Here is a 26,415-nt window from a genome sequence, read left to right on the forward strand (position 1 = left end):
CTACTTGTGCCCTGCCCTACAATATCAAGCTGTACCGAAGCGGCCTATTCTGTTGACGTTTTGAGCCGCTAGCGCTGACCAGCGTCACCTCTAATATTGTCTAGTACTAGCGGGTCCGGTGGCAATTCCGGTGGCAAATCCCGAAAACCTCCGCAACGTTGAGAGGTCGCGCAGACGGAACGGACCCCGACAGTGCCAGGCCGGGGTCACCATTCTGCTCCCGGCGCGGTGAGTACGCGTTCCTATAACTCGGGTACGGTCCAGTGCAAAGTGAACCATTGGCGCTAGCCTAGCGCTCAGGTAGCATTAAGCTCCCGATTCCCGCCAGAAATGCCACTTCCCAATGGCCGCAGACCTCATGGACCAGATGAAGCGGAACCCTCAGGGGGACTGGACGATTAAGGATGTGGAAAGGGTTTGCACCGAGCATGGCGTGTCGTGCAACCCGCCCACGGGTGGCGGTACTCACTATAAGGTATCACACCCGCGCATTGATCACATTCAGACGATTCCCTTTAAAAGGCCCATCAAACCTGTATATATACGTCGGTTGGTGAGGTTCCTCGAAGTGGTCAGGAGGATCAAGTGAGCAACTCAACTGAGTACGCCATCACGATCCGACCGCTTTCCGCCATGGACGGAGGCGGCTTTATCGCCTTGGTTCCCGATCTGCCGGGATGTATGTCGGATGGTGAAACACCCCAAGAAGCTCTAGCGAACGCTCAGGACGCCATTGCTTGCTGGATCGAAGCTGCCCACGAAATGGGACGGCCGATTCCCGATCCCACGCCAGAAGAGCCGGTTCAAATGCTGAGGTTTGGCTGATCCGCCAAAAAGGAAGCCCGCCAAAATGGCGGGCTTTGTTTTATCCCCGATTAGATCAAGCAGCCGCCCCAGCTTCAGGAACAAACGCCGCCGGGCGTATATTTTTGAGACCGGCGGCGTCTTTTCGTTGGGACTGCTGTTCCGATCTAAGTGACCATGGTACCCGGCGCCGCCGCGAACTGCTCGCGCAACTTCTCACTCGGCTCGCCCCCGACGAGTTCGAATAGAAGATCACGGGCCTTTTTGATCTCCCATTCGGCCTTGTCGTCGGTCTTCAGCCATTCGTGCGGCATTATGCAATGCAAGAGAACCGAAACCTTTGCGCGCCGGCCAGCGGCCGTTTGAGCATTGATCGACTCCATCTCCACTATAATGGCGTCCACCCGATCCCAGTGCGGCCGGGCGAGGTTAACGAGACGATTGTAATCCTTGAACTCGGTCATCTGCGTTACGCGCTTGCAGTGGTCGTCATCCGCAAGGAGCCCCTCTTCGGCGCGGAGCCGGATCAGCTCGTCGCGACAAATGTTGTCGAGCCGATTGATTTCGTCGTGGTTAGCGTGCGCCAGTTCGAACTCGCGGAATATCTCCTCCTCCAGCGCAAGCAGCCCAGCATCCGTCGCCTCGTTTGCGCGCTTGGAGTGCTTCGCTAGGCCGCAAATCATTCCTACGGGATTTCCATCGTGCGCCCAGTCAAGACTTTGGCCGTGCGATCTGAAGAACTCTAGCGGCCCCTCATAGTACGCGGCCGTGTCCTCGTCTTCATCCTTGAATGCGGGGCCGTGAACCCGCCGTCGGAAATATTCCAGGGTGAGCGCGGCTTGGTCCTCATCGATTTTCCAACCCTCGCGGACGTAGCGTGTGCGGAGAAGATCCACAATTTGCTCGACGCGGGCCAAGATCGCTTCGTTGTCGGTCAGCTGGGGTTGAGACCCCGAGGCGATTGCAGCGGCCGGCGCGGCGGCGGCGACCGCGGCGGACGAGACGAACATATTCATTGGGAGCCTCCTGCTCACAGTGGGTGCCCCTGCCCGCCCTGTAGAAGTCGACTCCTTGGCGTTCGGTTCGCCCTTATTGCCGATCGGCTGGCATGCGCCAGACTGGCTGGCTGGAATCAGAGACCGCGGGGACAATTCAACGGCGCCGTGGGCGCCAATGCCCTCCTCCAGAATTGCGGACGAGCTTGTGGGTGGCGTGCTATACACGCGGTCAGACTTGGCCATTTCGATTAGCTCCTGATGGTCGGGTTAGAGCCGAGTCCGGAAGCATCACCTTCCGCTCGGCTCTTTTTTAGTGTACAACCTAAATTATGAAGAAGTCAATAAATGTTGCACCTAAAAAGCGACGCGGGCGCCCGGGAACGGGCAAGAACCCGCATATCGCTGCGAGAATGCCCGTAGAACTAATTGCTCAAGTTGAGGCTTGGGCAACAGCGAACAATGCTACGCGCTCCGAAGCATTCAGAACTCTGGTCGAGATCGGGCTGAAGGCGAAGAAGTAGGCGGATATGATCAAGACCGCGACGGGGTGGCTGGAATTACCGCACTGGCTCATTCTCGCAGGAGCCGTGCTGGTAGTCGTCGGCCTCATTGGCCTTGTGATCAGCCGCCGACACCAGGCGAAGGGCCAGGACGAACCTGCCACGGAGCAGAGTCTCGAGCCAAGCCCCCAGTTGCCAACTCTGCCGGATCTTCCTGGCTCACGGCCAGCCGTTGTGGTCCGAAGACTCGAGCGCTAAGCGTGACGCGGCCCCTCGGGCAAAAACTGCGACTCGAGGGGCCGTCCGCTTCGAACGGGCAGGTAAGCCGGATTGCCAGGCTGGCTTTGCAGCGTGGCAACCGTGACGATTTGCGGCTGCAGCAGGACAAGAAATGATCCCGCAGCATCAATCGACGAATCTCGTTTTGAATTTCTGTTCAACCAGCTCGCGAAAGTTGATGTGGGTGCGTGGGCTTCCACGATTAGGCGCATCCCTGATTACAGGCAGGAGATGGTTGTACCAGTTCACAAAGATGCCTCGGAGGCTGAGTTCTATCATCGCGCCGTCTAGGTCCTCAGTCTTTACGCCGATGCTTATGAACTCAAAATAATTGAGTACGTAGACCATCGAATCCATGGTGGACGTAGCGCCATTAGAGAACGATGCTTGATTTGCGTGCTCCTTCTTGAGTTGCTCCAAGTCGCCATCTTTGACTGGCGTCCCCAATGGGAATTTGGAAAAGATATTTAATCTGTGCTTTTGGTACTCAGCGCTATTTCGAAGCTGAATGAGTACGCTCATCGTATGGGCCTTGCGCTGGTTCTTTATGTTGTTGTGGTTGGTATAGAGCCAGCCAATGCTCGCAAGATATGCCGATACCACAACGGCGATGCCGGACTCTGAATTTGTATACGGTAGGATAAGAGGCAGTGCCAAAGTCGCAAAAATAATGCTTACCCAAAAAATCTCCCTGCTGTTGAGCCGATCTTTTTTGTAACGGCGCGCCACAAATGCGCTGGCAATTAGGAGGATTGGGACGAAGCTGATCGAAAGCCAATCGCGCTGTGTGAAGTCGCTCACCTTGTGCATGAATTCTGCGCTGAAGGTGTGCTCGAGAAAGAACAAGAAATAGACCGCTAATAGCGCGGCAACCACGTACTGCATGGCAAACCCCCAAAACGAAAAAAAGAGGACCACTTTAGGTGGTCCTCTTTTCGAATTGCAAGGCTACAGAGATACTAGCTAGCCGAGACCTTCACCATCCAATTTGCGCATTGCCAGCTCCTCCAGTTCCAATTCAATGACCTTCCGCGATTCCGATTAACGGTTTTCGAAGGCTACCGTTCCTAAGCTGAGGCCACCGTACTTAGTAGTCGGGTTCCGGTCAATCCGGTTCATGCTGGGTAGTTAATGGGGCCTGCCCTCCCGTTCAAGCCATTAGAAGCATTACATTTTCGATACTTCCAGCCACTTTTCGTGAAATCACGCCTTTGGGGGGGGGCGCGGATGGGTGACCTTTCTAATCAATCGAGCTTCAAGCCCCACTATAGCGCGACAATCAGGATGAGAGCGGCGCGTCAATCAAGATGAGACGAGGCGGCCGAGTCAGGAGATAATTGACGCTGGCCGCCTACTTGGCAAGCGTTGATTGACGCTGCGCGACAATCAAGCGGCGCTGCCAGCGTCAATCACAGTCTTGTCGAGTTCGTTGGGGGTCGTGTGAACAGGTGGCCGGCCTGGACCGCGCTTGCGATCGAGGGCAACTTTTCGACGGTAACTTTCGACGTTCATCTCGAGGATCGTGGCGTGGTGGACCAAACGATCGATGGCAGCCAACGTCATTGCCTGGTCCGGGAAGATACGCCCCCATTCGCCAAATGGCTGATTGGCCGTGATCAGCAGCGAGCGTCGTTCGTAGCGGGCGGCGATCAACTCGAACAGCACACTGGTTTCCGCCTGATCCTTGCTCACATATGTGATGTCGTCGAGGATCAGGAGGTCATAGCGATCGAGTTTGGCGATCGCGGACTCCAGCGCCAGCTCGCGCCGCGCGACCTGCAGCCGTTGCACCAGATCAGTGGTGCGCGCGAAGAGAACGCGCCAACCGTTCTCGACGAGAGCCAGGCCGATCGCCGTGCCGAGATGGGTCTTGCCGCCGCCCGGTGGACCGAACAAGAGCAAATTGGCGCCGGCCTTCAACCAGGCGTCGCCAGCGGCGAGCGCCATCGCCTGTGCCTTTGATAGCATCGGCACGCTTTCGAAGTCGAAGGTGGCGAGCGTCTTGCCGGCGGGCAAACGCGCTTCCACCATGTGTCGCTCGATCCGACGGCGGGTGCGATCGGCCGCCTCGTGCTCGGCAAGGGCGGCGAGGAAGCGGGCGGCAGGCCACCCTTCCTTGTCCGACTGTGCGGCGAGCTTCGGCCAGATCGCCTTGACGCCCGGCAGGCGGAGCTCATTGAGAAGCAGCTCGACACGGGCAGCATCGACGGAGGTAGCGATACCGGTCATGCTGCCTCTCCCAGGTTCGAGCGGCCCGACATGACGCTGACGGAGGCGAGTTCATCGTAGACGTCGAGCGGCGCCAGCTTGACGGCGACACGCGGGATCGAGGCCGCCTCGGGTCGGAAGCGGTCGCGCAGCGCGGCAAGATCGGGTAACTGTCCGGCGTCCAGATCCATCGCGATCACCTCGGCGAGTTCTGCTTCGCAGGCGCGCTCGTGAGCCAGCGCCAGAAGCTCGACCGTCACCTTGCAGGCGCGCCGGTCATCACCATGCTCCCGCAAGGTCTCGAACAGACGTTTGTAAGCTGCACGCGGGAAGAGTTGGTCGCGATAAACGAGATTGAGGAGCGCCATCGGCTTGCGCCGCAGGGCATGGATGACGTGCCGGTAATCCACAACATGACCGCCCTGGCTCTCGGACACAGGCCGACCGCGCCGCAGCGTCACGACCGGCGTGACGCCAAGGAAGCATTCGAGCCGGTCGTCGAAGATGCGCACACGCAGGCGATGGCCGATCAATCTTGAAGGCACGGTGTAGAATACGCGCCGCAGGATGAAGCCGCCTGACGACGTCACCGGGATCACTTTCTCCTCGAAGTCGGTCGTGCGGCCTTTTGGCAGCGGCGCCAAGGCCTCCTTCTCGAGCGCGATCGGCTTGGCGAGGTTGGCGTTGCGCCGGCCGACAATCTCGTCGACAAAAGCCCGGTACGCATCGAGACTGGCGAACTCGCGCGTCCCCCGCAGCAACAGCGCATCTTCCAGTGCCCGCTTGAGATGGCCGTGCGCGCTCTCGATCGAGCCGTTCTCATGTGCGATGCCCGCATTGTTGCGCGTTGGCGCCATGCCATAGTGGCCCATCAGCCCGGCGTAGCGCTGCGTCAGATCCCCCCGTGCGTCGGCGGCCAGATTGCGGAATGCTGCCGACAGGCTGTCGCTGCGATGCTCCCGCGGCACGCCGCCAAGCGCCCACAGCGCGTTCTGCAAGCCCTCCGCCAGGGCGACGAAGCTTTCGCCGCCGAGCACGACATGGACATGCTCGAAGCCGGAGAACGCCAACCGGAAGTGATAGAGCCGGTGATCGAGCGGCTCACCCGCGATGGTAATACCGAGCGCGCTCACGTCGGTGAAGTCGGACAGACCCAGGCGGCCGGGCTCGTGCTGCTGGCGGAAGATCACGTCCTGTTCGGGGCCGTTGAGCGCCCGCCAGGCGTTGATGCGCCGCTCCAGCGTGCGGCGGATGTTCGGGTTCAAGTCATGATGCCGTCGGCGCAGCTCGTCCAGCACGCCGATCACGCGGATGCCGGGCGCAGCCTTCAGGATCGGAACGATCTCGGCGTCCCAATACTGCCCGAGCGGATCGGACCGGCGCCGGCCCCTCGGCGTCTTCTTCTGCGATGGCGGGCGACAATCGCCCTCGATTCGATACGCGCTTGCCTTCGAGAACCCCGCCTTGGCCGCGGCGGCCTCGGGGGACAGTGTCAGTCGGTACGTCATGTACAGCCTCATCTGGTGGTCGGTGATGTGGAGGCCAGGCAAGGCATCGATTCCCTCTTGTCGAGACGAACCAACAGCTTGCACCAGCCGCACCCGGCCGCCAGACGGGTCCAAAAACGCGCGACGCCGATGGGGACGGTCCTCCGGTCGGGCTGCGCCCTCCCTTCGGTCCGTCCCCATCGGCGCAGTCTCACCTTGATTGTCGCTGGAGTCTCACCCTGATCGCCGCCGCGCACCCCACCTAGCCGGGCTGGCCTCGCCAACCCGCTCCACGCCTTTCCCCTCATGGTTCTGGAGGTTGTGCTGGATGCCCAGCGCGGCGTGGCGGGGTCTTTCCCATTTGCCGCGACCATCAAAAAAAACGGCCCCAGAGCGGTACGAAACCGGGGCCGTTGGAGTATTTGTGTATCTAAACATTTCCAGCTGACATCAGGCTTACGTCATCTCGAAAACCTTCGTTCACCCACGGTGAAACCCCAGATTGCGCTCGGCTATAGGGCGGCCGCATTGGCCCCGGGGCATGGCTATTCGTTCTCGACCCGATGATCGAGGCCAATGGGATTGCTTCCTGGGTAAATCATCCGCAATTATGGGACGTCTACAGTCAACGGGCGCCGGCGGCACGGGGCGTGGACGAACTCCCACATCGTGCGGTAATCGACCTTCAGGCCACGCTCAGCGAGTTCGGCCACCAGCCCGCGCACGGTAAAATCGTTTCGGCACCGTTGCATCAGCCATTCGCGGTGCGGCCCCGCAATCTTCTTTGGCCGATAGCCCCCGATCTGGTCTGGCTTGACGCTACCGGTCTCGTGGAAGCGCTGTACCCAGTTGATCGCCGTGCTGATGCCCACCCCAAATTGAGCCGCTGCCTGATGCCGCGACAGGCCACCTTTGATGACAGCTCTCACCACCCGCTCACGAAGGTCGTCCGAATAGGTTCGTCCCATCCATGCTGGCCTCCTTCCCAGCCAGCATGTTGAATCAGAAGCCTTCCGATTTGGGAATCCCAAATCGATTCAAGCTAGACCCATCCCGCTCTAGTGTCGCCAGCCCGGCTTGTCGAACACAGGTTCACGACCTTGCGCCCGTAGGACTACGGTAAAGCCACATCGAGCTTTGCTTGCCTGGTCACCGGGGCGCCGCAAGTTATTAAGCGTCACCCGCTGTTTTAGTTTTGAAGGAGCTAATACCGGATAATGTGGCCTCCATCGAGAAGGCCCTGTTGAACACGAACGCTCCGAAAGCGGAGATGGGAAGCACTATGATGAACACAAGCGCGGTGAATGCCCAGCCGTCTACCACCGTCTTGCCCGTTATCATTTGAGCAAGGGCGATGATGACGACCGCTGTAAGCGCAGCCCATGTGCCATAGAGCGTGCCTTTTAGGCCGTAGCGTCCCAGGTCATTTACAAGTCTCAGCCTTTCGATTTCCGCTTCTGTCGCCATTGGATCAGTTCCTTTGATGATGTCGGGAAGAAAACGATCGTTCTCGGTCTTGAGATACTCGCGACCATCTTGTTCTTCGACGATCACCTTGACCGTCTTGCCCTGCTCAGTGACCTCATAAGCGCTTTTGTCGCGTTTGACGTTTGCAATGGCTGTTTCTTCCGAGTCTTGCCATCCTGAACCACCGACTGCTTGAATACGCCGATGGCGGTCTTGATGGTTAGGCAGCCCGGTAATGCAGGTAATGCGGCGAGTCATGGCTCACTCCTATTCGTCTCCAGCGGGCAGAACGGCATCCAGCAAATCCCCAATCAGCCAAGCGGAGCAGCCTTATGGCCCGACGTGCGTCATTATTATCCCGACCAGCGGGTACCACTCCTGTGTTTGTGTCCTAACTGCATGCCGCGAGTTCTTTCTTTAGGATCGCGGCCTCTCACTGTCGCTTTAGCTCTCCCGCGTCGCGACAAGGTCTCGTCCGAGAATGCTGACCCGTTTGTTCAGCGAGTGTCGCAACGCATTGCCCTCACATGCCGTCATCCTGCCAGCAGACCGCTCGGACATACAACCATCATGACCCGTTGAATCTCGACTAGTGTCATACCTTCGATCTGGGCAATGCGCCTCTTAACTGCGGCGAGCAAGTTAGTAGTAGTCTTTTCAGACATCGATAGATTCCTGATGCTCCACGGGAGTCCGGCCCGAAAGGCTAACGGCGGCTGACGTTACTGCATCAACATTGGATCGGGCTCCTACCTACTCTAGGGGGGCAGCCGGCCGACCGGATCGCGGTCGGCACCAGGCGCGTGCTCCTACATCCTTCAAGCCAGGGGTCCGAAACGCCGGGCTTCGCTCGGTCGCCAGCTCACTTTGGCCCTGTTGTTTGGCTAGCGTGAATTCCCGAGTCCGCTGCTGTTGTTCAGGTCTTGACGGAGTTCTGAATGCGATGCGCGCCATCATTGGCCGTTCTAGTTTTGATCGCGAGTTCGAGTGCTCAGGCGCAAACTGTTACGGAGCCAGCCATCCCGAAAGTTAGTCGAACAGGTTCGCGTAGATGCTGATTATCTCACTAAGCGTTTGACCTGGGATAAAGATGTCGACTTGGACCGCGTGCGGCAATTTGGGCTGGCGCTCACGGCTATGAACCTCGTCCAGCAGCAGGTCAGCTCGACGCGATATGGCGCTGTCGCGAATACCTCCCCGAGGATCTGCCCGCCAATGAGGGGAGTCCTAAGGGTCGCAGAAAGGGAAATCCCTGCACCAATTCGTTTAAGGTGGACCGTGCAGGTGAAGCGGAAATCAGACCAAGCCTAGAGGTGTCATCGCAGCAGATGTCTTCTCATCTGCAGTGGTGCGGAAATTGTAGAAATTGCCTTCGAGGCAGGTGATATCGGTGTGGACCTTCATGTTCGGTCCGCCCTCCCGCATAAATGGCAGTAACCGTTCGCCCATCTCGCCTTTGACCGCAAACCACAGAAGCGCTTGCGCCACTAGATATCCAACATCCTGGTCCGTGCGGTGCGCTCCCTTTTTTAGCGCCGAAATGATGAAATCCTTCGTCACGCCCCTCAGGTCAGGATCACCGTTCTTCTCGCTCACCTTTTCCGCAGCCTCGTTCCAGCCCGATACCAGATCGTCAATCATATCGGACTTCACGAGTGTCTGGAGTGATGCCCCCTCCAGGTTTGCGGATAGCCAAAACGTTTTCATTGCGATCTCCTACATAAAAATCATTTGATACTTTTTAGGCTTCTTCTCACCGCCGCTGCATGTCGCGATGCCGATCGACATTGCTAGACTTACAGCGCCGTCAATGCGGTTGGTCGCCTTATCCTTGGCGAACATGCGGTGGCCAGTTCGGTTGGATTCGTAGATGACCCCGGCGAGACACATTGTCATTGCTGGGTTCTTCTCGATGACGATGCGCTCCTCGATAATTGCGGCCTCTAGTTTGTTGATCGAGTCCGGCATCCATAAATAGATTTCATCCGCACCGGTCTCGGTTTTTCCTTTTGTCTCCGAGACGACGCGCTTCTGAAAGCCCTGGGGATGCACGACACACGGCAGTGAGAGTCCGCGGTCGGTCATTTGCTCGCGAAGGTTTTCAAGGCCGTACTGGTCGCATCCGATGGAAACCGGCTGATACTTGGCACAAATCGCGCCGAGCGCGTCTGCGACCCAGCCGTAGCCAATTCGCCGACCGGGCACGGCTTCCATGAATTGCTTATCGACCCATGACGCATATGGCGCCCGGTCCGCCTTGGCGCGATCATGTAGCGTGTCTTTCGGGGTCCAAAACCAGGTTCGGGACGCGAAGCGCCACTTGTCGACCGTCTTATCGAGCAACCAAGTCAGCGTGAACGCTGTTAAGTCGTTCGCCCGGGAGAGATCGAGGCCGCCGAAACATGGATATCCGCGCTCCGTCAGAGCATCTGCGTCGACCTCACCGAAAACTAGCTCGAGCGCGCCGCGCGAAAAGGCGGCTGTCACGCTGTCCGTCCACTCACAGAAATGAAGGCGCCGAACCATTGCCTCTTTGGACGGCATACCCTTGGCTTCGTTGACCTGCTCGCGGATAAATTGCGGCTGAATGGTGACACCCAGAGTGGGGTTTGCCTTAGGCCAGCATGCCTCATCTTCGAACGGGTCGTCGCCCTCGTCCAGCGCACAGACATAAGCGAACCACGCGTCGTTTTCTGCCTCTCCGTGCGCGACGCGGATCGAATACTCATGCTCCGAGAAGCACACCGATTTCCGGTCAAAACCCGAGTTCGTGATCTCGAAGATTAGCGCGTCCTGATTGCCCTTGGTGCCGGCTCTCAGCATTTCGATAACTTCATTATTGGGGTGTTCGTGGATCTCGTCCACCAATGCACAGAAGGGCCGGATCCCGCTCTTGCCACGCTTGTCACTGCTGATCGGCTTGTAAAATGAAGATCGGGCGGTATCGGTCAGTTGCCACACAGGGTTCACGCCTGACGGCAGCAGCCGCCTGTTGAGCTGCGGCGAGCGCTGCCACATGGCGACAGCGTCCCGGAACAAAATGGCGGCCTGATCTTTGTCCGTTGCGGCGCTGTAGATCTCGGCACGCAGCTTACCAAGTGCGGTTAGCATGTAGTGTCCGACGCCTGCAGCCAGCGGCGACTTGCCAGATCCTTTCCCCGCCTCGACATAGGCGCGCCGGAAACGCCGTAGACCATCCGAACGCTTCCAACCGAACAGCGAGCCGACGATGAAAGTTTGCCAGGGCTGGAGGACAAACGGCACGGCGCGACTGGTCACCGCGCCGTCGTCAGCCGTGTCCTCGATCTCCACCGTAAGGATGTCCCTGAAGTATCCTACGACCCGCTTGACGGCGGCGGGATCCCACACCAAGCCACGCGCTTCCGCCGTCTCCAGATCCTGCAAGTGGCGCTTGCAGGCCGCGCGGACATGAGGCCCGGCTACGACCTTGCCGGCGATGACGGCCATCGCGTAGGCGGTCGCGGGATCAGGCCTCGAAGTAGGAGGCCGCCGGATCTTCTTCGGTTTGTCCATCTGCTTTAACTCTCGCTCTGGCACTTGGCGTCATGCCAAATTCTGCCAGCCATGCACGAATGCGCCGATCAGCGTCGTTTCGCTGCGCGACTGCGGGATGCACACGGTGCATAGTGTCCCCGCCGGCCGTTTCCGTGGTGTAATAGTCGCTACCGATCGACTTAAGCTCCGCTCGAGCAGCAAGGAAGTCCGCATAGGCTTCGCAAAGCATTTCCAGCGCGACGCCGTCGGCCTCCGTGAGCACCCCCATGCGGTCCAGAAGCCCAGTCACGTAGCCCCATGTCTCACGGGCTTTGTCGCTGAGGTGCAGCGGCGCAGACGGCCGCGAACGCCTCGCTTTCGGCTCCCTCGAGTTCAGCGGGCGCTTACCTGGATTGCCTTTTACCAGTTTTAAGTGTGTCGGAGCTGGCCTTCTACCTTTCACCCACAAAAGTCCTTCCAGTTTCGCGGCCGTGCGTATAAGTGCCCCCGAGCGATGCCGGGTCCATCGGCTTGGCTTTCCCCGCTTACCCCCCGGTGTCGCGCCAGCTGGGCTTGGCCCGCTCGACCGCTGTTCGCAGGGTGACGCTCATCCGTGGGCCAGCCCGACTCATCGACCGCGCTGCTGTAGCCGCGTCGCTCGGCGCGCTGCTTCGACGCGTTGTGGTGTGGCTCGCATAGGCTTTGGAATGGCCCAGACCAGAAGCGAACCTGGTCGCCGTTGTGCCTCTCGACGTGGTCGCACACCGTCGCGCGCACGCGCTCGCCTGCATCAAGGCAGAACTTACACCAGGGCTCTGCCTTCAGTTGCGCAGCGCGAATAGCTCGCCACCGCGCGGACCAATACCAGCTAACCCATGGCCGGGCCTGGCTTGCTGTTGTGCTCATTGTTGCCTTCAGCTGTAACGATCTGGCGAAGGCGGCGGGTTCTCATACTGGTCTAGTATCGACCGCGCGATTGCCACCGCCTCTTTCGCCACGATCGCGAGGACGATCGGATCACGGTCGTCGAACTGAAACTGAAGAACAGTAGGCTTAGCTGAACCGTCTTCGCTGAGCCCTGGATGGGTCGGGCTACCTGTCACCAGTCCAACTCCCCAGTTTCCCGCGACCCAAATGGCGTTGGATTTCATGACCATTTCAACACCCAATCACGCCGACAGAGAAACTGCCTCCGCCCCCACCACTATCGAAGGCGCCGACCAGAAGGCCTATGCCGAACCGATCTTTCGAAGAGTTCTGCGCGGCAAAGGCACCCGTGTTGCGATTGATCGCATACCCGTTGCTACCGCTCTCTGACGACTGATGGGCCGATGAGGCGTACGTTTTGAAGTCAGCCTGAATTGACGTGGAGGTCGTCGGCTTCAATATGGCCGCATAAGGCGTGTTCGCGCTCATCGAGTAAGGTGACGGAAACAGCACGACAATTGGCCCGGCCGATGCCACACCAATCGTATTGAGATCGATGGATACCGTCTTCTGGGCCGACGGCGTCCCGAGCGGATCGGAATAGAGGATCGCATCCGTGTTGCCAAACAGAGCCGCGTTGAAGACGACGCCATACGCCTTCGCAGGAACTGGCAACTGGATAAGATTTCCGTATTCCTTTGTGGTGTCCGCGCTAGACCACGTCTGCGTCGTCGAGGAGCTCGCGACATACCCGCCGTAAAAGTAACCGCGAACGCCGTCCGAGAAGGTGATGACCGCGTTCGGGAGCTGTGTGGTGTTTGAATAGGACGAGCCAGTCGTAACGGTCGGCATAACGCCAACAATGCCGCCCTGGCTGGCGCACTGAACCTGGAGCGAATCCGAGCCGCCCTTCGCTGTCATCTGGATAGCAAACGCCAGGAAGTCGCCATTTGCGACTGTCTTAGTTCCAGTCGTCGGAACGCTGGTCTGCCAAGCGCTCCCCGTGATGCCTCCTCCGCCCCCAGTGAAAACGGCGGCGACGTCAAACGTGATTGCGTTGGCAACATTTACCGCCCGAACCGGAGGCCCGTTGGCTGTATCCACAGCGGCCAGCCCCACCTTAACCGTAGTGCCGGCGTTAGCGAAAGTAAGGCTTGGCCCGCATCTCCAACCGAAGGAAGATGAGCCGGTCGTGTCGATCGTATGCGAGGCGCCATCTTCCGTGAAGATGTAGCCAATCATGATCAGGGAATCATTGGCTGCGCTGATCGCATTGCCCGTCAGCGAGGAGCAATTCGGCACGAAGCGCCGAAGCGGACACCCCATGATGGTGAGCGGCGTTCCGTCGAGTGCAACTAAGCTCATAATCTAGTCCTTGTTCGTGAGGCGCTGTGCATGTCGCAGGTCGGTTAGATCGCGCTCTCGCTTCACAGCCCCGGGTTGACCAGGTCTCGGCCCGGGATCGAGCAACGAACAATAGCTCCACGGGTCTCGCCACCTTTGCGAACTCAGACCCGGCACGGCCGCCCCGACCCGCAATAAATCGATCGGAGGACGCTCGCGGCGCTCATCGACCGCTATCTCGAACGCGGCTTCCAGTTTCGCTGCGGCGAACAGCCGAGCTTCAGGAGGCCAAGTAACGTCTCGGGCGATCTCAAAGAGCCGCTCGAAATCGTGCTGATCAAATACCCGGTCCAGCGCGCGACGTACCACCGCCAGCCGCTCTTCCGACTGCTGGTCATGCAAACCGACACCACGGTACGTTTCAACGATCGGAATTTCGTCGTTGTCGTTGGTCATGCCTTGCCCCCATTCAAAATCCGCAGGGCGCCGCGCGAAACGGCATCAAGGGCTGTGTCGGCTTCTGGCGGTGCTTCATTGTTGCGTCGGTCATCGGCGATCAATGCTCTTGCGGCTTGAACGCGCGCCGATGCTGGCGCTGACGCGTCCGCCGCGATCTGGCGCAGGACCGATCGCGGGTCGACTGCCGACAGATTGACCCCAGCTAAAGCCCGCTTGCTCGCCGCGCTGCGCGTCGGTCGACCACCCTTGCCTTTAGCTTTGTAAGCTCGCTTCTTGGTCATCGATTTCTGCTCTTAGTGGGGTTTCTGGGAAATTCCATCGGCGCGCGCACAGTCCCCCAGTGCCACCCCATGCGGTGTAGGCCCTAAGTCGGTCCGATTTTCGGCTGGCACCCCCCGGGGGCGTTCCGTTGGTCAACCGAACACCTCGCGCCGGTAGGCATCGAAGTCCGCTTGGCTGGTCAGCTGGTCAAGTTCGTATGACGCCGTCACCCAATGTCCCTGACCGTCGGGCGCATCCAACATCACGGTGCGGCCGTCTTCGCAGAGCGTGGCTTCCACGGTCGGCAGGTACGGTCCGCCGCGATCGAGTACGGCAAGGCTCAATCGCATGAACGCGCTAGCGAATGCCATGTCCTGAACTTTCATCTGGCATCCTTTCCTGCTTTAACGCAAAGGCGCCAAACTCCCTCACCAGACCCAGGACGCACGCCTTTGGAATCAGCCATGGCGTACCACATGGCGCCACGGTCGCTGCAGAATGAATGCCGCGTGAATTGCTTCTGAGGATCCCACGGTCCTTCCCAAGGAACAGGCGGGCGCTCTTTAAGCTCGATGATCTTTTGCTGAAGCACCGCAATTCGATCGGCTACCTTCGCGTTCCCCTCGATGACTATGCCCAGCACGTCTAACAGCTCATCCCAAGTAACCGCGCTCTTCAACGCAGCCGGAGACATGGCCTTGCGGACACGGTCCGCATACTCGGAATTCGGCCTCCAACCGGGAGGCGGCGTATCCAAAGGGTGGTTGACGTCCATATTGCGAAACCTCAAGAGCGACGGTTCTGGATGTCGATCAGACTTTGCTTTGCTCGCTCGCCGATAAAAAATCTGGCATTCTCGATCTCGCCTGCGAGATATGCCCGCGCGATTTTGAGATCGATGAGATCCACCTTCGTGAAACTTCGTGAGCTACCCTTTCGAGGCGCCAGCGATCTGACCTTGGCGATTTCGTCACGAAGATGGCTCGCACTGCCGAAGTCATTGCGGGCCAGGGCTTTCCCGAGTCTAATCTCGAGGCCCCAGATATCCGCATCGGTGGGCGCGATGCTGACGACACCGCGCTTTTGACGGGTGCTTGCCCCGAAAATTCTGACGATCGGCACCATTTTTGTCTCCTCGAATGTGTTGGTGCCGGTTTAGCAAATCAACATTGCGGCTCGCGTTACGCGCGCGTTACGAACAGCCGTCGATCGCTCTCTTGAGCTCCTGCTCCAAGGCGAACGCTATTGCCCTCGAGTCTTCGCTATCCCACTGTTTCAGGATCCGCCGTTCGACGAAGCCATCCGCAAGATCTCCCTTGTTGATCTCGAATTTACGGACGACGCCATCGACCTGCGCGGTAATGATGCATCGCCCGGCTTCCTCGCGCGCGCGGGCCGCCTTCTTGTTCGCGCGGTAAGTCCGCATTCGCTCGGCAGGAGTTCTGGGAGCCGAACGGGCGATCGGCGGGCTGCCGGTTTCGCTCATGCCGCGCGCCTCGCGACAAAGCGAACACGTTCGATGGAAGACTGTTGAGCTTGCAAGCAGGCCAGCACCTCGTCGGCGTACCTGCTCTCGATCATGCTGGCCTTGAACTTGGTCGGCAGTTCCAGTGTCACCGCCTCCTCGGTGGCGTCACCAATGCTGGCGCCATCGAACCAGGATCTGAAATTGTCTGAGCCGATCCGATCGCGGATGGCCGCGCCGAGCGGGCCGAGCCCGTCAAGGGCGCTCGGCTCGCGCGCGCGCGAAGGGATTAAACAAGGGATAGAAACAAGGGAAGATTGGTGCGAATGGCGGTTCGCCTTTTCTGTGCTGGCCGTTCGCCTTTTCTCGTCTCGCCGTTCGCCTTTTTTGGCATCAATAGGCGAATCCACGTTCGCCTTTTCCATGCATAGCCGATAGCCGTTCAAGTGCTTACGGCCAGGTGTGAAACTGATGTCGATATGCCCCAAAACCCTCAGCCGCTCGGACGACAGTTGAACGGCGCGCCTGGTCACGCCCAGCGCCTCAGCGGCGCTGCTCTGCTTGAACCGAGCCTCACCCGTGGCGCGATCGGTAACGCTGGCGATGTAGTAGGCCAACCGGAAATCCAGATGTGTAGCCCGCTGGTCGCGCAGGATCCGGTCTAGGCACCAGAGTTTGTGGGCTGTCTGCTGGTCAGCCATCGGCAGCCTCCCGAGCTACCGCCAGAATGGCATCGGCTAGCGCCTCTGCCTCCGCCATTGGGATCCGGATCCGGAGATATCGTTCGCCGCGCTCTAAGCTCGGTATCTCTTGGACGATCACAAGATCGCCGGTCCCGCCGCGGAAGACTTCCGGCGCCATAGTTTCCCTTAATGCGAACCAATCCAAGTTCAACATTGGGCCGGTCCATAGCAAAGGCGCGCAATCGTCGCTGCCGTTTCGGGTGCAACAAAAAACCGCCGGCTTATACGCCGCTGCTGTTGCAGTCGTGAGGCTGCTTCGCTATCTTCAGGTTGATCGCCGCCAAGCAGATCAAAATTCGCGATGCGAACCCCGCCAACCTCGGCGGGGTTTCGTTCTTCAGGGGGCAAGCTTGACCTCCCCTTGAACGAATTCACCGAGAACGCGGGCAGCTGCTGCCGCGCAATCCTCCTGTGCGATCGGGGTCGACGTAAACGCGATGTCACCGCCACCCGAAACATGGGAGACCCGAAAGACCGTTTCCCCAGTGCACCGATCGGATAGCGAGCGCACGGTCACGACGCCGCGAAGTTGGCGAATGTCGGCCGCGTAGATCGGATTGCGTCGGAGCGCCGACCCGCGCGATCTCGCGCTGCGCCCCATCATCACGCCACCTCCTCGATACCCAGCAACTTACGGAGGGGCGCCGTCGGAATGAGGATCATCTTGCCCTGACGGAAGCAGGTGATTTCACCCGCCCTGCAGGCGTCATAGACGCTATTCCGTGCTCCGAATGCGCCCGTAGCAACGAGGTCGTCGGGCCGGACCACCGCATTTTTCGTCAGCAGATGTTCGATCGTATCGCGCTGCGAAGCCTTATCGTTCGGAGTTGCCATATCTCGCTCTTGATATGCGGCGGGGTTGAAAATGGACGCTTGCTGCCGCTACGTCCCAAATAGCTGTTGACGATAGCGCCCGCTACATATAAGTATCAAATTAGATATGGTTGTGTATCATTTTTCAAAAGGCGCAATTCATGGCTCGTGGCGGTAAACGACCAGGCTCAGGGCGAAAAGCGGAAGGTGACCGCGTCGCCATGCTTGTAAGGATTGACCGCGATCTCGAAGCGAGGATCAAACAAGCTTGCAATGGTAAGTCGATGTCCAAAACCGCGGAGCGCCTGCTGCGCTCGGCGCTTAACGATATTGAGAATGGTGACGATGCCGCCAATAACGCGCTGGGGTTTATCGTGGCGCAAGCAGCAAACGCGGCGGGATGGAACGATCGAACCTGGCGCAATGACGCGTCCACGACGCGAGCCCTTAAGCTTGCAATCCCCGCCATCATCGACTTGCTGGCCCCGACGCCTGAAGAAAGTTCTGGTGAGGAGCATCATCCGCTATTCCGCTCTGCAGATGAGCACGCGCGTCAAATCTTCTTTTGGATAGTCAATCGCCTCAAGGAGCGCGGAGATGAATACGGATCCGACTGGCCAGCCGGCCACCCGCTCCGCAATTTTCCTCGAGCCGCTGATGCCCTGAATTTTACAGATCTTGTGGCCACCGCGACGCGAAAGGTGGTGCCGTGAAACCGGCCTGCGAACTAAGTTTGAGGCAGCTATCGAGCGCGTCATTCCGCGCGCCTTTGAGAAAGCGAGAGGGCAATGACCGGACACGTCAGACGCCGCGGCGGATCCTCGTGGGAAATTAAGTTTGAGCTCGGCGCCGATCCGCTCACGGGCAAGCGTCGCATTCGATATGTGGCGTTCAAGGGGACCAAGCGCGCGGCTGAGCTCGAGCTTGCTCGCTTAGTCGCTCAAAATGCCGCGGGGGAAGGCGTCGACCCATCAAAATCGACGGTGGCAGAATTTATCGAGAGATGGGAGCGCGACTGGGCAACTGCCAATGTTGGACCGAAGACGCTTGAGAGATATCGCCAGCTATTGCGGTTATACGTCAGGCCGCGCATCGGCGCGGTTCGCATTCAAAAGCTACGCGCGGTTCACCTGAATGAGGTTTATTCCACCCTACTGCGCTCAGGCGGCCAGGACGGCGCTGCTCTTTCGGCTCGCTCGGTCGGACATGTTCACCGCGTTCTGCATCGTGCGCTTGGTCACGCCGCTACCTGGGGCGTCGTGTCGCAAAATGTTGCGTCCCTCGTTGCGCCACCGCCGGTACCTGACGAGGAGATCAAGATCCTTACAGAGGACCAGATCGGCGCGATTCTGCGTCACCTTGAAGGCCGCACGCTTCGCCCGATCGTGTCATTTCTTCTCGGAACCGGGGCGCGTCGTGGCGAGGCACTGGCTATTCGCTGGGGAGATGTGAACTTTCAAAAGAACGTAGTGCGGATCGAACGGTCGCTGGAGCAGACGAAGGGATCCCTCAGGGTCAAGTCGCCCAAGACAAAGAACGGCAGGCGCAGCGTGACAGTTTCCCCGTGGTTGGCGGCTGAGCTGCGCTCCCATAGGGCCCGGCAGGATGAGCGCCGGCTGGCTCTTGGAATGGGCCGCGCGCCTGATGACAGCCCAGTGTTTGCCGGATGGAACGGTGAGTTCCGGTCCCCTAGCCGGCTAAGCCACGATTTTGCGGCAGCCATGGACGCGCTAAACATCGATTGCACCCTGCATGGTCTCCGCCATACCCACGTCTCGCAGCTGATAGCGGCCGGGCTCGACGTTCTGACGATTAGCCGGCGAATCGGGCACGCCTCCCCAGCGATCACGTTGAACGTTTACAGCCACATGTTCTCGAACACGGACACGCGCGCTGCCGACATTATGGAAGCAACGTTCGCCAAGATTCGCGGCACAGAGTGAGAACAGATTTGCTACCCTACCGGTGGCAATCCGGTGGCAATGAATTTTTGGCTATAGGCTAAGCATTTGAAATTGTTGGAGGCCACGACCGGAATTGAACCGGTGTACACGGTTTTGCAGACCGTTGCGTCACCACTCCGCCACGTGGCCCCACGCGGCGCTTCATATACGCCCTCTCTCAGATAGGCAACCAAGCTGGAAGCTAGCGTCGGCGCTTGCGGAAATCCCGTTTCTTCGGTTTTGGCGCCAATTCCGGCATTTCCGCCTGGACTTCGCGGAATTTTGCGAGCATCCGCTCGAAACTACCAGACAACGTTGCGGCAATATCCGGCCGCTTCTCCAGCCCCGCCAGCAGAAGCGCGGCCGCCTCGATGGTCGCAAGGCCATCGCGCCGCGGTTCCCGGCGCAGCTGGCCGTAGCGCGAGGGCCGTTTCGGTCCGAGAATCACCCGCTGGCACTTCAGCATCCAGGCATTGCGCCACCACAGCGCCTTGGCCTGACTCCAGGTGCCGTCAAGCAGCACGATGCCCTCGATATCCGACAGGATGGCGCGCTGATGCGGCTCAAGCTCGCCCTTGCGGTTGATCGCGACGATCTCGGCATCGGTATCGAGATCCTCGACCTTGGCCGACCCGAGATACAGCACGGCCCAGCGCGACGGATCGGCCACCGGCCGACCGAGCGCCTTTGACAGGCTCGGCCAGGACAGCCCGATCCGGACCACGGCGTTCTTGAAATGCCGCGCCGTCAGCCGCGCGGTGCCGAGCGCCCTGTCCTGCTCCTGCGGATGCTGCAGGATCAGGAGCTGAATGCGGCTTTCGATCGGCGTGACGCTGTCGCAGATGCAGAGCGGCTTTGGCTTGCCGCAATGCGGGCAATCCTCGATCTCGGCGGCAATCTCGGTCTTTGCTTCGGTTGGTTCGGACATCGCTTCGCTATACGCGCGCGGAGCCGTTCAATTCAACCTATTCCGCTGGCGCGTGCACGCCTGACGGCGCCGGGCGCCGGCGCAGGCGGTCGATCAGGAGATAGATCACCGGCGTGGTGTAGAGGGTCAGGATCTGCGACACGAACAGGCCGCCGATGATGGTGATGCCGAGCGGCCGGCGCAGTTCGGTGCCCGGGCCGGTCGCAATGACAAGCGGAATGCCGGCGAACAGCGCCGCCATCGTCGTCATCAGGATGGGGCGGAAGCGCGCCCGGCAGGCCTCGAAGATCGCATCCCGCGACGACAGGCCCTGATGCCGCTCGGCCTCGAGCGCGAAGTCGACCATCATGATGCCGTTCTTCTTGACGATGCCGATCAACAGGATGATGCCGACGAAGGCGATCACCGTCAGCGGCGTGTTGGTCACCTGCAGCGCCAGCAAGGCGCCGAGACCGGCCGACGGCAAGGTCGAGATGATCGTGATCGGATGGGCCAGGCTCTCATAGAGCACGCCGAGCACGATATACATCGCGACCAGCGCGCCCAGAATCAGCAGCGGCTGGCGCCCGCTGGTCTTGTTGAAGTCGCCGGCATTGCCGTCAAAGCTGCCGCGGATGCCTTCCGGCATATGCAGCTCGTTGACCGCCTGCTGGATGTTGGTGGTCGCGACCTCTAGCGGCACGTCCGGCAGCAGGTTGAACGACACCGTGGTCGAGGGGAAGCCGCCGGAGTGAAACACCGCGAGAGCCGACAGACCGCGCTCGTAGTGCACCAGCGCCGACAGCGGCACCTGCACGTCATTGGCGCCCGCGACATAGATGCGATCGAGGTTCGACGGGTCGCTCTGGAATCTCGGATCGATCTCGAGCACCACCATGTACTGGTTGCGCTGGGTGTAGATGTACGAGATCTGCCGCTGCGAGAAGGCGTTGTTGAGCGCGTTGTCGATGTCCTGCACGCGGACGCCGAGGCTGGAAGCGGTCTTGCGGTCGATCACGAGGTTGAGCTGCAGGCCGCCGGGATCGCGGTCGGAGGAGACGTCGGTGATGCTCTCCACCGTCTCCATCCGCTTGGCGACGATCGGCGCCCATTTCTGCAACAGATCGAGATCGGTCGAGGCGAGCGTGTACTGGTAGTCGGAATCGCTCTGCCGGCCGCCGGTGCGGATATCCTGGGCGGCGAACATGAACAGGCGGATGCCCGGCACCATGAACAAATTGCGGCGCAGCCGGTCGATCACCTGCGTGGTCGAAAGCCCGCCGCGCTCCTCCGGCGGCTTCAGGCTGATGAACATGGTGCCGCGGTTGGAGGTGGCGCCGCCCGGCCCGCCGCCGGAGCCGACCGACGAGCCGATGCCGGCCACCGCGGGATCGGCCATCACGATGTCGGCAAGCCGCTGTTGCAGCAAGAGCATCGCCTGAAACGAGATATCGGCGGATGCGCGCGTCGAGCCGATGACAAAGCCGCTGTCGTCGGTCGGGAAATAGGCCTTCGGTGTCTTGACGTAGAGCACCACCGTCAGCGCGACGGTAGCAGCGAACACCACCATCGTCAGCCAGGGGTATCCGAGCACACTCCGCAGCGTCCAGGTGTAGAACGCCACGACCCGGGACAGCGTGCCTTCGATGGCGCGGTCGTACCAGGTGGCGTGATCCGAGGTCGCCTCCTTGATGTAGTGCGCGCAGATCATCGGCGTGACCGTCAGCGACACTACGGTCGAGACCGCGATCGCAAACACCAGCGTCAGCGAGAATTCCCGCAGCAGCCGGCCGACAATCCCGTCCATGAAGATCAGCGGCGTGAAGGCCGCGACCAGCGACAGCGAGATCGACAGCACCGTGAAGCCGATCTGCTTGGCGCCCTCGACCGCGGCCGGATACGGCGCCATGCCCTGCTCGAGATTGCGGTACATGTTCTCGATCATGACGATGGCGTCGTCGACCACGAAGCCGACCGAGATCGCGAGCGCCATCAGCGACAGATTGTCGATCGAAAATCCGGCGAGCCACATCCCGGCGCAGGTGCCGGCCAGCGCCAGCGGAACCGAGACGCCGGCGGCGATCGTCGGCACCAGGCGGCGCAGGAACACGAACACTACGACCATCACGAGCACGATAGTCGCCAGCAGTGTGAACTGCATGTCCTCGACGCTGGCGCGGATGGTTCCGGTGCGGTCGACCAGCGTCGAGATCTCGACCCCGGCCGGGATCCATTGCTTCAGTTCCGGCAGCAGCTTGCGAACATTGTCGACGGTGTCGATGACGTTGGCGTCACCCTGCTTGGTGATCTGGATCAGCACGGCCGGCTGCTTGTTGAACCAGGCGATCGAGCGCGCGTTGCGGACGGAGTCCTCGACCTCGGCGACATCAGAGAGGCGGACGAAATTGCCGTTCGAGCTCTTGATGACGATGTCGCGGAATTCGGCCGCGGTGCGCATCTGCTTGTTGATCGACAGCGTCTCGCTCAGCCGGTCGCCATTGAAGATACCGACGGGGCCGAGTGGATTGGCATTGATGATCGCGAGCCGGACGTCGTCGGTCGCGATCCCGGCGTTGGCCAGCGACACCGGATTGAGCGCGATGCGCACCGCCGGCTGGTCGGCGCCGCTGACCGTCACCTCGCCGACCCCCGGCACCTGCGAGATGCGCTGCGCCAGTACGGTATCGGCGACGTCGTACATCGCGCTGGTCGAGATCGTCTGCGAGGTCAGTGCCAGCACGAACACCGGCGCCGCGGCCGGATTGGCCTTGCGGAATTTCGGCAGCGACGGCAGGTCGCTCGGCAGATCGGCGAGCGAGGCGTTGATCGCGGCCTGCACGTCGCGCGCGGCGCGGTCGATGTTGCGGCCGATCGAGAACTGCACCTGGATGCTGGTGGTGCCGAGCGAGCTGGTCGAGGTGATCTGGTCGACGCCCGAGATGGTGCCGAGCTTGCGCTCCAGCGGCGCGGCGACGGTCGCGGCCATCACCGACGGATCGGCCCCGGGCCTCGACGCCGACACCCGGATGGTCGGGAAGTCGACATTCGGCACCGACGACACCGGCAGGAACTGGTAGGCGACGATCCCGACCAAAAACAGCCCGATCGCAAGCAGCGTGGTGCCCACCGGCCTGCGAATGAAGGGCTCGGAGATCGAGATCACTGCATGCCCTCGGTGGCGCCCGCGATCGGCGGCCCGCTGGGACCTGCCTCCGGCACGGCCCGCTCGATCCGGCGATTGAGCCGGTCGAGCGCGAGATAGATCACCGGCGTGGTGTAGAGCGTCAGCAGCTGGCTCAGCAGAAGGCCGCCGATGATCGAGATGCCGAGCGGAAAGCGCAGCTCGGCACCGGTGCCGCTTTCGATCGCGAGTGGCAGCGCGCCGAACAGCGCCGCTAGCGTCGTCATCATGATCGGCCGGAAGCGCAGCAGGCAGGCCTGCACGATCGCGTCATAGGACGACATCCCCTTGTGACGTTCGGCCTCGAGCGCGAAGTCGATCATCATGATCGCGTTCTTCTTGACGATGCCCATCAACAGGATGATGCCGATCAGGCCGATTACCGAGAGGTCCTGCCCACACAGCATCAGGGCGAGGATGGCGCCGACGCCGGCCGAGGGCAGCGTCGACAGGATGGTGATCGGATGGATGTAGCTCTCGTAGAGCACGCCGAGCACGATGTAGATCGTGATGATCGCGGCCAGGATCAGCCACGGCTGTCCGGCAAGCGAGCGGGCGAATTCGGCGGCGTCGCCGGAATAGATGCCGACGATGCTGCCGGGCATCCCGATCCGGGTCTCGATCGCCTTCACCGCCTCGACCGCGTCGCCAAGCGCCTCGCCCGGCGCCAGGTTGAAGCTGAGCGAGACCGACGGGAATTGCGCCTGGTGCGAGATCGCGAGCGGCGCCGTGGTCCTGATCAGGGTTGCCACCGCCGACAGCGGCACCTGCGCGCCGGCGGCGCCGGGCAGATAGAGCTTGTCGAGGATCGACGGGTCGCGCTGGTACATCGGCAGCGCCTCGAGCACCACGCGGTACTGGTTGGCCTGACCGTAAATCGTCGAGATCTGCCGCTGCGCAAAGGCGTCGTTCAGCGTGTCGGTGACGCCCTGCAGATTGACGCCGAGCTGGCCGGCGCGCTGGCGATTGACGTCCAGCGCCGCGCGCAAGCCGCCCTCCTGCGCCTCCGACGAGACGTCGCGGAAGATCGGGTCGCGCCGCATCTCGGCCACCAGTTTCTGCGCCCATTGCGAGACTTCGGCGGCATCCGTCGCGGTCAGCGTGTACTGGTATTGCGAGCGGCTCGATTGGGTCGAGATCTGCACGTCCTGCACCGGCTGGAAGTAGACGGTCATGCCGGGCACCGTCGCGACCCTCTGCTTGAGGCGCTCGATCACCTTGACGACGCCGTCACGCCGCTCGTCGAGCGGCTTCAGCGTCATCACCAGCCGGCCGACATTGGTGGTCGGATTGACCGAGCCCGAGCCGATCACCGAGACCACGCCGACCACGTCCGGGTCGGCCTTGATGAGGTCGGAGACACCGGTCTGCCGCCGCTGCATCTCGGCAAACGAGACGTCGGGCCCCGCCTCGGTCACCGCCGTGATCGAGGAAGTGTCCTGCAGCGGCAGGAAACCCTTCGGCGCCAGCACATACATGATCAGGGTCAGCGCGATCGTCGCGAACGTCACCAAGAGCGTCGCGCGCTGGCGCTGCAGCACCCAGAGCAGCGTGCGATGATAGAACTCCACCATCCGGTCGATGAAGCGGCTGACCGCGGCAAGGCCCGGGACCGCCATCTCCTCATGAATGTTCTTGAGCAGCCGCGAGCACATCATCGGCGTCAGCGTCAGCGAGACGATCGCCGAGGTCACGACCGCGATCGTCAAGGTCAGCGCGAATTCGCGGAACATGCGGCCGACCAGGCCGGACATGAACAGCAGCGGGATGAACACTGCGATCAGCGACACCGTCAGCGAGATCACGGTGAAGCCGATCTCGCTGGCGCCCTTCAGCGAGGCCTCCATCACCGTCTCGCCGTTTTCCATGTGGCGGACGATGTTCTCGATCATCACGATGGCGTCGTCGACCACGAAGCCGGTTCCGATGGTCAAAGCCATCAGCGACAGATTGTCGAGGCTGAAGCCTGCGAAATACATGACGCCGAAGCTCGTGATCAGCGACAGCGGCAGCGCGACGCCGGCGATCAGGGTCGCGCGCAGCGACCGCAGGAACAACAGCACCACCAGCGTTACCAGCACCACGCTCAGGATCAGAGTGAACTGCACGTCGTGGACCGAGGCGCGGATCGTCACGGTGCGGTCGGAGACGATGGTCAGCTTGACGCCGGCAGGGACCGACCGCTGCAGCCGCGGAATTTCGGCGCGGATCTGCTTGACGACGTCGATGACGTTGGCGCCGGGCTGGCGCTGGATGTCGATGATGACGGCCGGCGTGCCCTGGTACCAGCCGCCGGTGCGGTCGTTCTCGAGCCCGTCGACGATCTGGGCGACGTCACCGATGGTGACCGGCGAGCCGTTGCGATAGGCGATGATGATCGGCCGGTAGGCGTCGGCGGCCGCGATCTGGTCGTTGGCGGCGATGGTGTAGGATTGCTGGGCGCCGTCGAGCGATCCCTTCGGCCCCGACACGTTGGCGCCGGCGATTGCGTTGCGCAGATCCTCCATCGCGATGCCGTAGGCCGCCAGCCGGGCCAGATCGGCCTGCACGCGCACCGCCGGCTTCAGGCCGCCGAGGATCGAGACCCTGCCGACGCCGGAAATCTGGCTCAGCCGCTGCCCGAGGATGGTATCGGCGAGATCGCTCATCGCCCGCAGCGAGGTCGTCTCCGAGGTCAGCGCCAGGGTCATGACCGGCGCATCCGCCGGGTTCACCTTGGCGTAAACAGGCGGATACGGCAGCGTCTTCGGCAGGATGCCGGCGGCGGCATTGATCGCGGCTTGCACATCCTGCGTGGCGCCGTCGATATCGCGGTTGAGATCGAACTGCAGCGATATCTGGCTGACGCCGAACGAACTGGTCGAGTTCATCGACGACAGCGACGGGATCTGGCCGAGCTGCCGCTCCAGCGGCGCCGTGATCAGCGACGCCACCACGTCGGGGCTCGCGCCGGGCAATTGCGTCGACACCTGCACGGTCGGGAAGTCGACCTGCGGCAGCGCGGAAACCGGCAGCGCCCAGTAGCCGAGCGCGCCGCCGATCATCAGGGCGATGCCGAGCAGCGAGGTGGCGATCGGCCGGCGGATGAACGGTTCGGAGACGCTCATGGTTGCGTACTCGCTGTAAGGTCGGAC

24 protein-coding genes, 1 tRNA gene and 1 pseudogene are annotated in these 26,415 nt (G+C 61.0%); 3 read left to right on the forward strand and 23 right to left on the reverse strand.

Annotation, left to right across the window (positions count from 1 at the left end; genetic code table 11):
- Positions 1-585: 585 nt before the first annotated feature.
- On the forward strand, positions 586-825 hold the full coding sequence (locus V5279_RS23580; protein ID WP_165123667.1) for a type II toxin-antitoxin system HicB family antitoxin: 240 nt from the start codon (positions 586-588) through the stop codon (positions 823-825).
- 146 nt (positions 826-971) lie between these two features.
- Here V5279_RS23580 and V5279_RS23585 read toward each other — a convergent pair whose 3' ends face one another.
- The 19 genes and pseudogenes from V5279_RS23585 to V5279_RS23675 all read right to left on the reverse strand — a co-directional run bounded on the left by V5279_RS23585 (position 972) and on the right by V5279_RS23675 (position 17,271).
- Positions 972-1,820 (reverse strand): hypothetical protein, encoded by an 849-nt coding sequence (locus V5279_RS23585; protein WP_338688311.1) that lies wholly within the window; start codon positions 1,818-1,820, stop codon positions 972-974.
- An 887-nt stretch (positions 1,821-2,707) separates the two neighbouring features.
- Entirely contained in the window at positions 2,708-3,466 is a 759-nt protein-coding gene (locus V5279_RS23590; RefSeq protein ID WP_165123671.1) for a DUF4760 domain-containing protein, read from the reverse strand.
- Between the two features lie 501 nt (positions 3,467-3,967).
- On the reverse strand, positions 3,968-4,810 hold the full coding sequence (istB, locus tag V5279_RS23595) for an IS21-like element helper ATPase IstB (protein WP_176535476.1): 843 nt from the start codon (positions 4,808-4,810) through the stop codon (positions 3,968-3,970).
- Positions 4,807-6,339, reverse strand: coding sequence for an IS21 family transposase (gene istA / locus V5279_RS23600; RefSeq protein WP_422389058.1), 1,533 nt, complete (start codon positions 6,337-6,339; stop codon positions 4,807-4,809). The genes istB and istA overlap by 4 nt, the downstream gene beginning before the upstream one ends.
- Positions 6,340-6,926: 587 nt before the next feature.
- Positions 6,927-7,244: pseudogene (locus V5279_RS23605) on the reverse strand (helix-turn-helix domain-containing protein); the annotation flags it as partial.
- Positions 7,245-7,446: 202 nt separating this feature from the next.
- On the reverse strand, positions 7,447-8,001 hold the full coding sequence (locus V5279_RS23610; protein ID WP_338688318.1) for a DUF3892 domain-containing protein: 555 nt from the start codon (positions 7,999-8,001) through the stop codon (positions 7,447-7,449).
- A 1,038-nt stretch (positions 8,002-9,039) separates the two neighbouring features.
- The gene (locus V5279_RS23615) at positions 9,040-9,450 is read right to left on the reverse strand and encodes a hypothetical protein (RefSeq protein WP_338688321.1); all 411 of its coding nucleotides are present in this window, start codon (positions 9,448-9,450) and stop codon (positions 9,040-9,042) included.
- A gap of 9 nt (positions 9,451-9,459) precedes the next feature.
- Entirely contained in the window at positions 9,460-11,277 is a 1,818-nt protein-coding gene (locus V5279_RS23620; protein ID WP_338688323.1) for a terminase large subunit, read from the reverse strand.
- Complete coding sequence (locus V5279_RS23625) at positions 11,231-11,548, reverse strand: phage terminase small subunit P27 family (RefSeq protein ID WP_246709612.1); 318 nt, start codon at positions 11,546-11,548, stop codon at positions 11,231-11,233. The genes V5279_RS23620 and V5279_RS23625 overlap by 47 nt, the downstream gene beginning before the upstream one ends.
- Positions 11,549-12,152: 604 nt before the next feature.
- Positions 12,153-12,389 (reverse strand): hypothetical protein, encoded by a 237-nt coding sequence (locus tag V5279_RS23630; RefSeq protein ID WP_338688333.1) that lies wholly within the window; start codon positions 12,387-12,389, stop codon positions 12,153-12,155.
- 7 nt (positions 12,390-12,396) lie between these two features.
- Positions 12,397-13,530: a hypothetical protein gene (locus V5279_RS23635; protein ID WP_338688335.1), complete on the reverse strand. Its 1,134-nt coding sequence runs from the start codon at positions 13,528-13,530 to the stop codon at positions 12,397-12,399.
- Positions 13,531-13,533: 3 nt separating this feature from the next.
- Entirely contained in the window at positions 13,534-13,965 is a 432-nt protein-coding gene (locus V5279_RS23640) for a hypothetical protein (protein ID WP_338688338.1), read from the reverse strand.
- Positions 13,962-14,249, reverse strand: coding sequence for a hypothetical protein (locus V5279_RS23645; RefSeq protein ID WP_338688339.1), 288 nt, complete (start codon positions 14,247-14,249; stop codon positions 13,962-13,964). Before V5279_RS23645 ends, V5279_RS23640 begins: the two co-directional genes overlap by 4 nt.
- Before the next feature lie 132 nt (positions 14,250-14,381).
- Positions 14,382-14,615 carry a hypothetical protein gene (locus V5279_RS23650; RefSeq protein ID WP_338688341.1) on the reverse strand — a complete coding sequence of 78 codons (234 nt, stop codon included), beginning with the start codon at positions 14,613-14,615 and terminating at the stop codon, positions 14,382-14,384.
- The gene (locus tag V5279_RS23655; RefSeq protein WP_338688343.1) at positions 14,612-15,004 is read right to left on the reverse strand and encodes a hypothetical protein; all 393 of its coding nucleotides are present in this window, start codon (positions 15,002-15,004) and stop codon (positions 14,612-14,614) included. Before V5279_RS23655 ends, V5279_RS23650 begins: the two co-directional genes overlap by 4 nt.
- Before the next feature lie 11 nt (positions 15,005-15,015).
- Positions 15,016-15,354, reverse strand: coding sequence for a hypothetical protein (locus V5279_RS23660; protein ID WP_338688345.1), 339 nt, complete (start codon positions 15,352-15,354; stop codon positions 15,016-15,018).
- 67 nt (positions 15,355-15,421) lie between these two features.
- On the reverse strand, positions 15,422-15,715 hold the full coding sequence (locus tag V5279_RS23665; RefSeq protein WP_338688347.1) for a hypothetical protein: 294 nt from the start codon (positions 15,713-15,715) through the stop codon (positions 15,422-15,424).
- Positions 15,712-16,395, reverse strand: coding sequence for a DnaA N-terminal domain-containing protein (locus tag V5279_RS23670; protein ID WP_338688349.1), 684 nt, complete (start codon positions 16,393-16,395; stop codon positions 15,712-15,714). The genes V5279_RS23665 and V5279_RS23670 overlap by 4 nt, the downstream gene beginning before the upstream one ends.
- 645 nt (positions 16,396-17,040) lie before the next feature.
- A complete protein-coding gene (locus tag V5279_RS23675) occupies positions 17,041-17,271 on the reverse strand; it encodes a helix-turn-helix domain-containing protein (RefSeq protein ID WP_165123696.1) in 231 nt (76 codons plus the stop codon).
- A 200-nt stretch (positions 17,272-17,471) separates the two neighbouring features.
- On the opposite strand from V5279_RS23675, the gene V5279_RS23680 reads away from it, so the two are divergent.
- Positions 17,472-17,963, forward strand: coding sequence for a hypothetical protein (locus tag V5279_RS23680; RefSeq protein ID WP_334261646.1), 492 nt, complete (start codon positions 17,472-17,474; stop codon positions 17,961-17,963).
- A gap of 75 nt (positions 17,964-18,038) precedes the next feature.
- Positions 18,039-19,193 (forward strand): site-specific integrase, encoded by a 1,155-nt coding sequence (locus V5279_RS23685; protein WP_338688357.1) that lies wholly within the window; start codon positions 18,039-18,041, stop codon positions 19,191-19,193.
- A gap of 76 nt (positions 19,194-19,269) precedes the next feature.
- Here the strand turns inward: V5279_RS23685 and V5279_RS23690 are convergent.
- The 4 genes from V5279_RS23690 to V5279_RS23705 form a co-directional block, all read right to left on the reverse strand.
- A tRNA-Cys gene (locus V5279_RS23690) sits at positions 19,270-19,343 on the reverse strand.
- 52 nt (positions 19,344-19,395) lie between these two features.
- Positions 19,396-20,121: a tRNA-uridine aminocarboxypropyltransferase gene (locus V5279_RS23695; protein ID WP_338688360.1), complete on the reverse strand. Its 726-nt coding sequence runs from the start codon at positions 20,119-20,121 to the stop codon at positions 19,396-19,398.
- Positions 20,122-20,158: 37 nt separating this feature from the next.
- Positions 20,159-23,263 carry an efflux RND transporter permease subunit gene (locus tag V5279_RS23700; RefSeq protein ID WP_338688363.1) on the reverse strand — a complete coding sequence of 1,035 codons (3,105 nt, stop codon included), beginning with the start codon at positions 23,261-23,263 and terminating at the stop codon, positions 20,159-20,161.
- Positions 23,260-26,388, reverse strand: coding sequence for an efflux RND transporter permease subunit (locus V5279_RS23705; protein WP_338688365.1), 3,129 nt, complete (start codon positions 26,386-26,388; stop codon positions 23,260-23,262). The genes V5279_RS23700 and V5279_RS23705 overlap by 4 nt, the downstream gene beginning before the upstream one ends.
- Between the last annotated feature and the right edge of the window lie 27 nt (positions 26,389-26,415).

It is taken from the genome of Bradyrhizobium sp. 26S5, assembly GCF_036923295.1.
GTDB classification, from domain to species: Bacteria; Pseudomonadota; Alphaproteobacteria; order Rhizobiales; family Xanthobacteraceae; genus Bradyrhizobium; species Bradyrhizobium septentrionale.

What these genes read in the sequence shown, in the direction of transcription:
- V5279_RS23585 (WP_338688311.1), bottom strand. Translation starts at nt 1,820, where the DNA reads ATGAATATGTTCGTCTCGTCCGCCGCGGTCGCCGCCGCCGCGCCGGCC.
- V5279_RS23590 (WP_165123671.1), bottom strand. Translation starts at nt 3,466, where the DNA reads ATGCAGTACGTGGTTGCCGCGCTATTAGCGGTCTATTTCTTGTTCTTT.
- istB (WP_176535476.1), bottom strand. Translation starts at nt 4,810, where the DNA reads ATGACCGGTATCGCTACCTCCGTCGATGCTGCCCGTGTCGAGCTGCTT.
- V5279_RS23610 (WP_338688318.1), bottom strand. Translation starts at nt 8,001, where the DNA reads ATGACTCGCCGCATTACCTGCATTACCGGGCTGCCTAACCATCAAGAC.
- V5279_RS23615 (WP_338688321.1), bottom strand. Translation starts at nt 9,450, where the DNA reads ATGAAAACGTTTTGGCTATCCGCAAACCTGGAGGGGGCATCACTCCAG.
- V5279_RS23620 (WP_338688323.1), bottom strand. Translation starts at nt 11,277, where the DNA reads ATGGACAAACCGAAGAAGATCCGGCGGCCTCCTACTTCGAGGCCTGAT.
- V5279_RS23630 (WP_338688333.1), bottom strand. Translation starts at nt 12,389, where the DNA reads ATGAAATCCAACGCCATTTGGGTCGCGGGAAACTGGGGAGTTGGACTG.
- V5279_RS23635 (WP_338688335.1), bottom strand. Translation starts at nt 13,530, where the DNA reads ATGAGCTTAGTTGCACTCGACGGAACGCCGCTCACCATCATGGGGTGT.
- V5279_RS23640 (WP_338688338.1), bottom strand. Translation starts at nt 13,965, where the DNA reads ATGACCAACGACAACGACGAAATTCCGATCGTTGAAACGTACCGTGGT.
- V5279_RS23645 (WP_338688339.1), bottom strand. Translation starts at nt 14,249, where the DNA reads ATGACCAAGAAGCGAGCTTACAAAGCTAAAGGCAAGGGTGGTCGACCG.
- V5279_RS23650 (WP_338688341.1), bottom strand. Translation starts at nt 14,615, where the DNA reads ATGAAAGTTCAGGACATGGCATTCGCTAGCGCGTTCATGCGATTGAGC.
- V5279_RS23655 (WP_338688343.1), bottom strand. Translation starts at nt 15,004, where the DNA reads ATGGACGTCAACCACCCTTTGGATACGCCGCCTCCCGGTTGGAGGCCG.
- V5279_RS23660 (WP_338688345.1), bottom strand. Translation starts at nt 15,354, where the DNA reads ATGGTGCCGATCGTCAGAATTTTCGGGGCAAGCACCCGTCAAAAGCGC.
- V5279_RS23665 (WP_338688347.1), bottom strand. Translation starts at nt 15,715, where the DNA reads ATGAGCGAAACCGGCAGCCCGCCGATCGCCCGTTCGGCTCCCAGAACT.
- V5279_RS23670 (WP_338688349.1), bottom strand. Translation starts at nt 16,395, where the DNA reads ATGGCTGACCAGCAGACAGCCCACAAACTCTGGTGCCTAGACCGGATC.
- V5279_RS23675 (WP_165123696.1), bottom strand. Translation starts at nt 17,271, where the DNA reads ATGGCAACTCCGAACGATAAGGCTTCGCAGCGCGATACGATCGAACAT.
- V5279_RS23680 (WP_334261646.1), top strand. Translation starts at nt 17,472, where the DNA reads ATGCTTGTAAGGATTGACCGCGATCTCGAAGCGAGGATCAAACAAGCT.
- V5279_RS23685 (WP_338688357.1), top strand. Translation starts at nt 18,039, where the DNA reads ATGACCGGACACGTCAGACGCCGCGGCGGATCCTCGTGGGAAATTAAG.
- V5279_RS23695 (WP_338688360.1), bottom strand. Translation starts at nt 20,121, where the DNA reads ATGTCCGAACCAACCGAAGCAAAGACCGAGATTGCCGCCGAGATCGAG.
- V5279_RS23705 (WP_338688365.1), bottom strand. Translation starts at nt 26,388, where the DNA reads ATGAGCGTCTCCGAACCGTTCATCCGCCGGCCGATCGCCACCTCGCTG.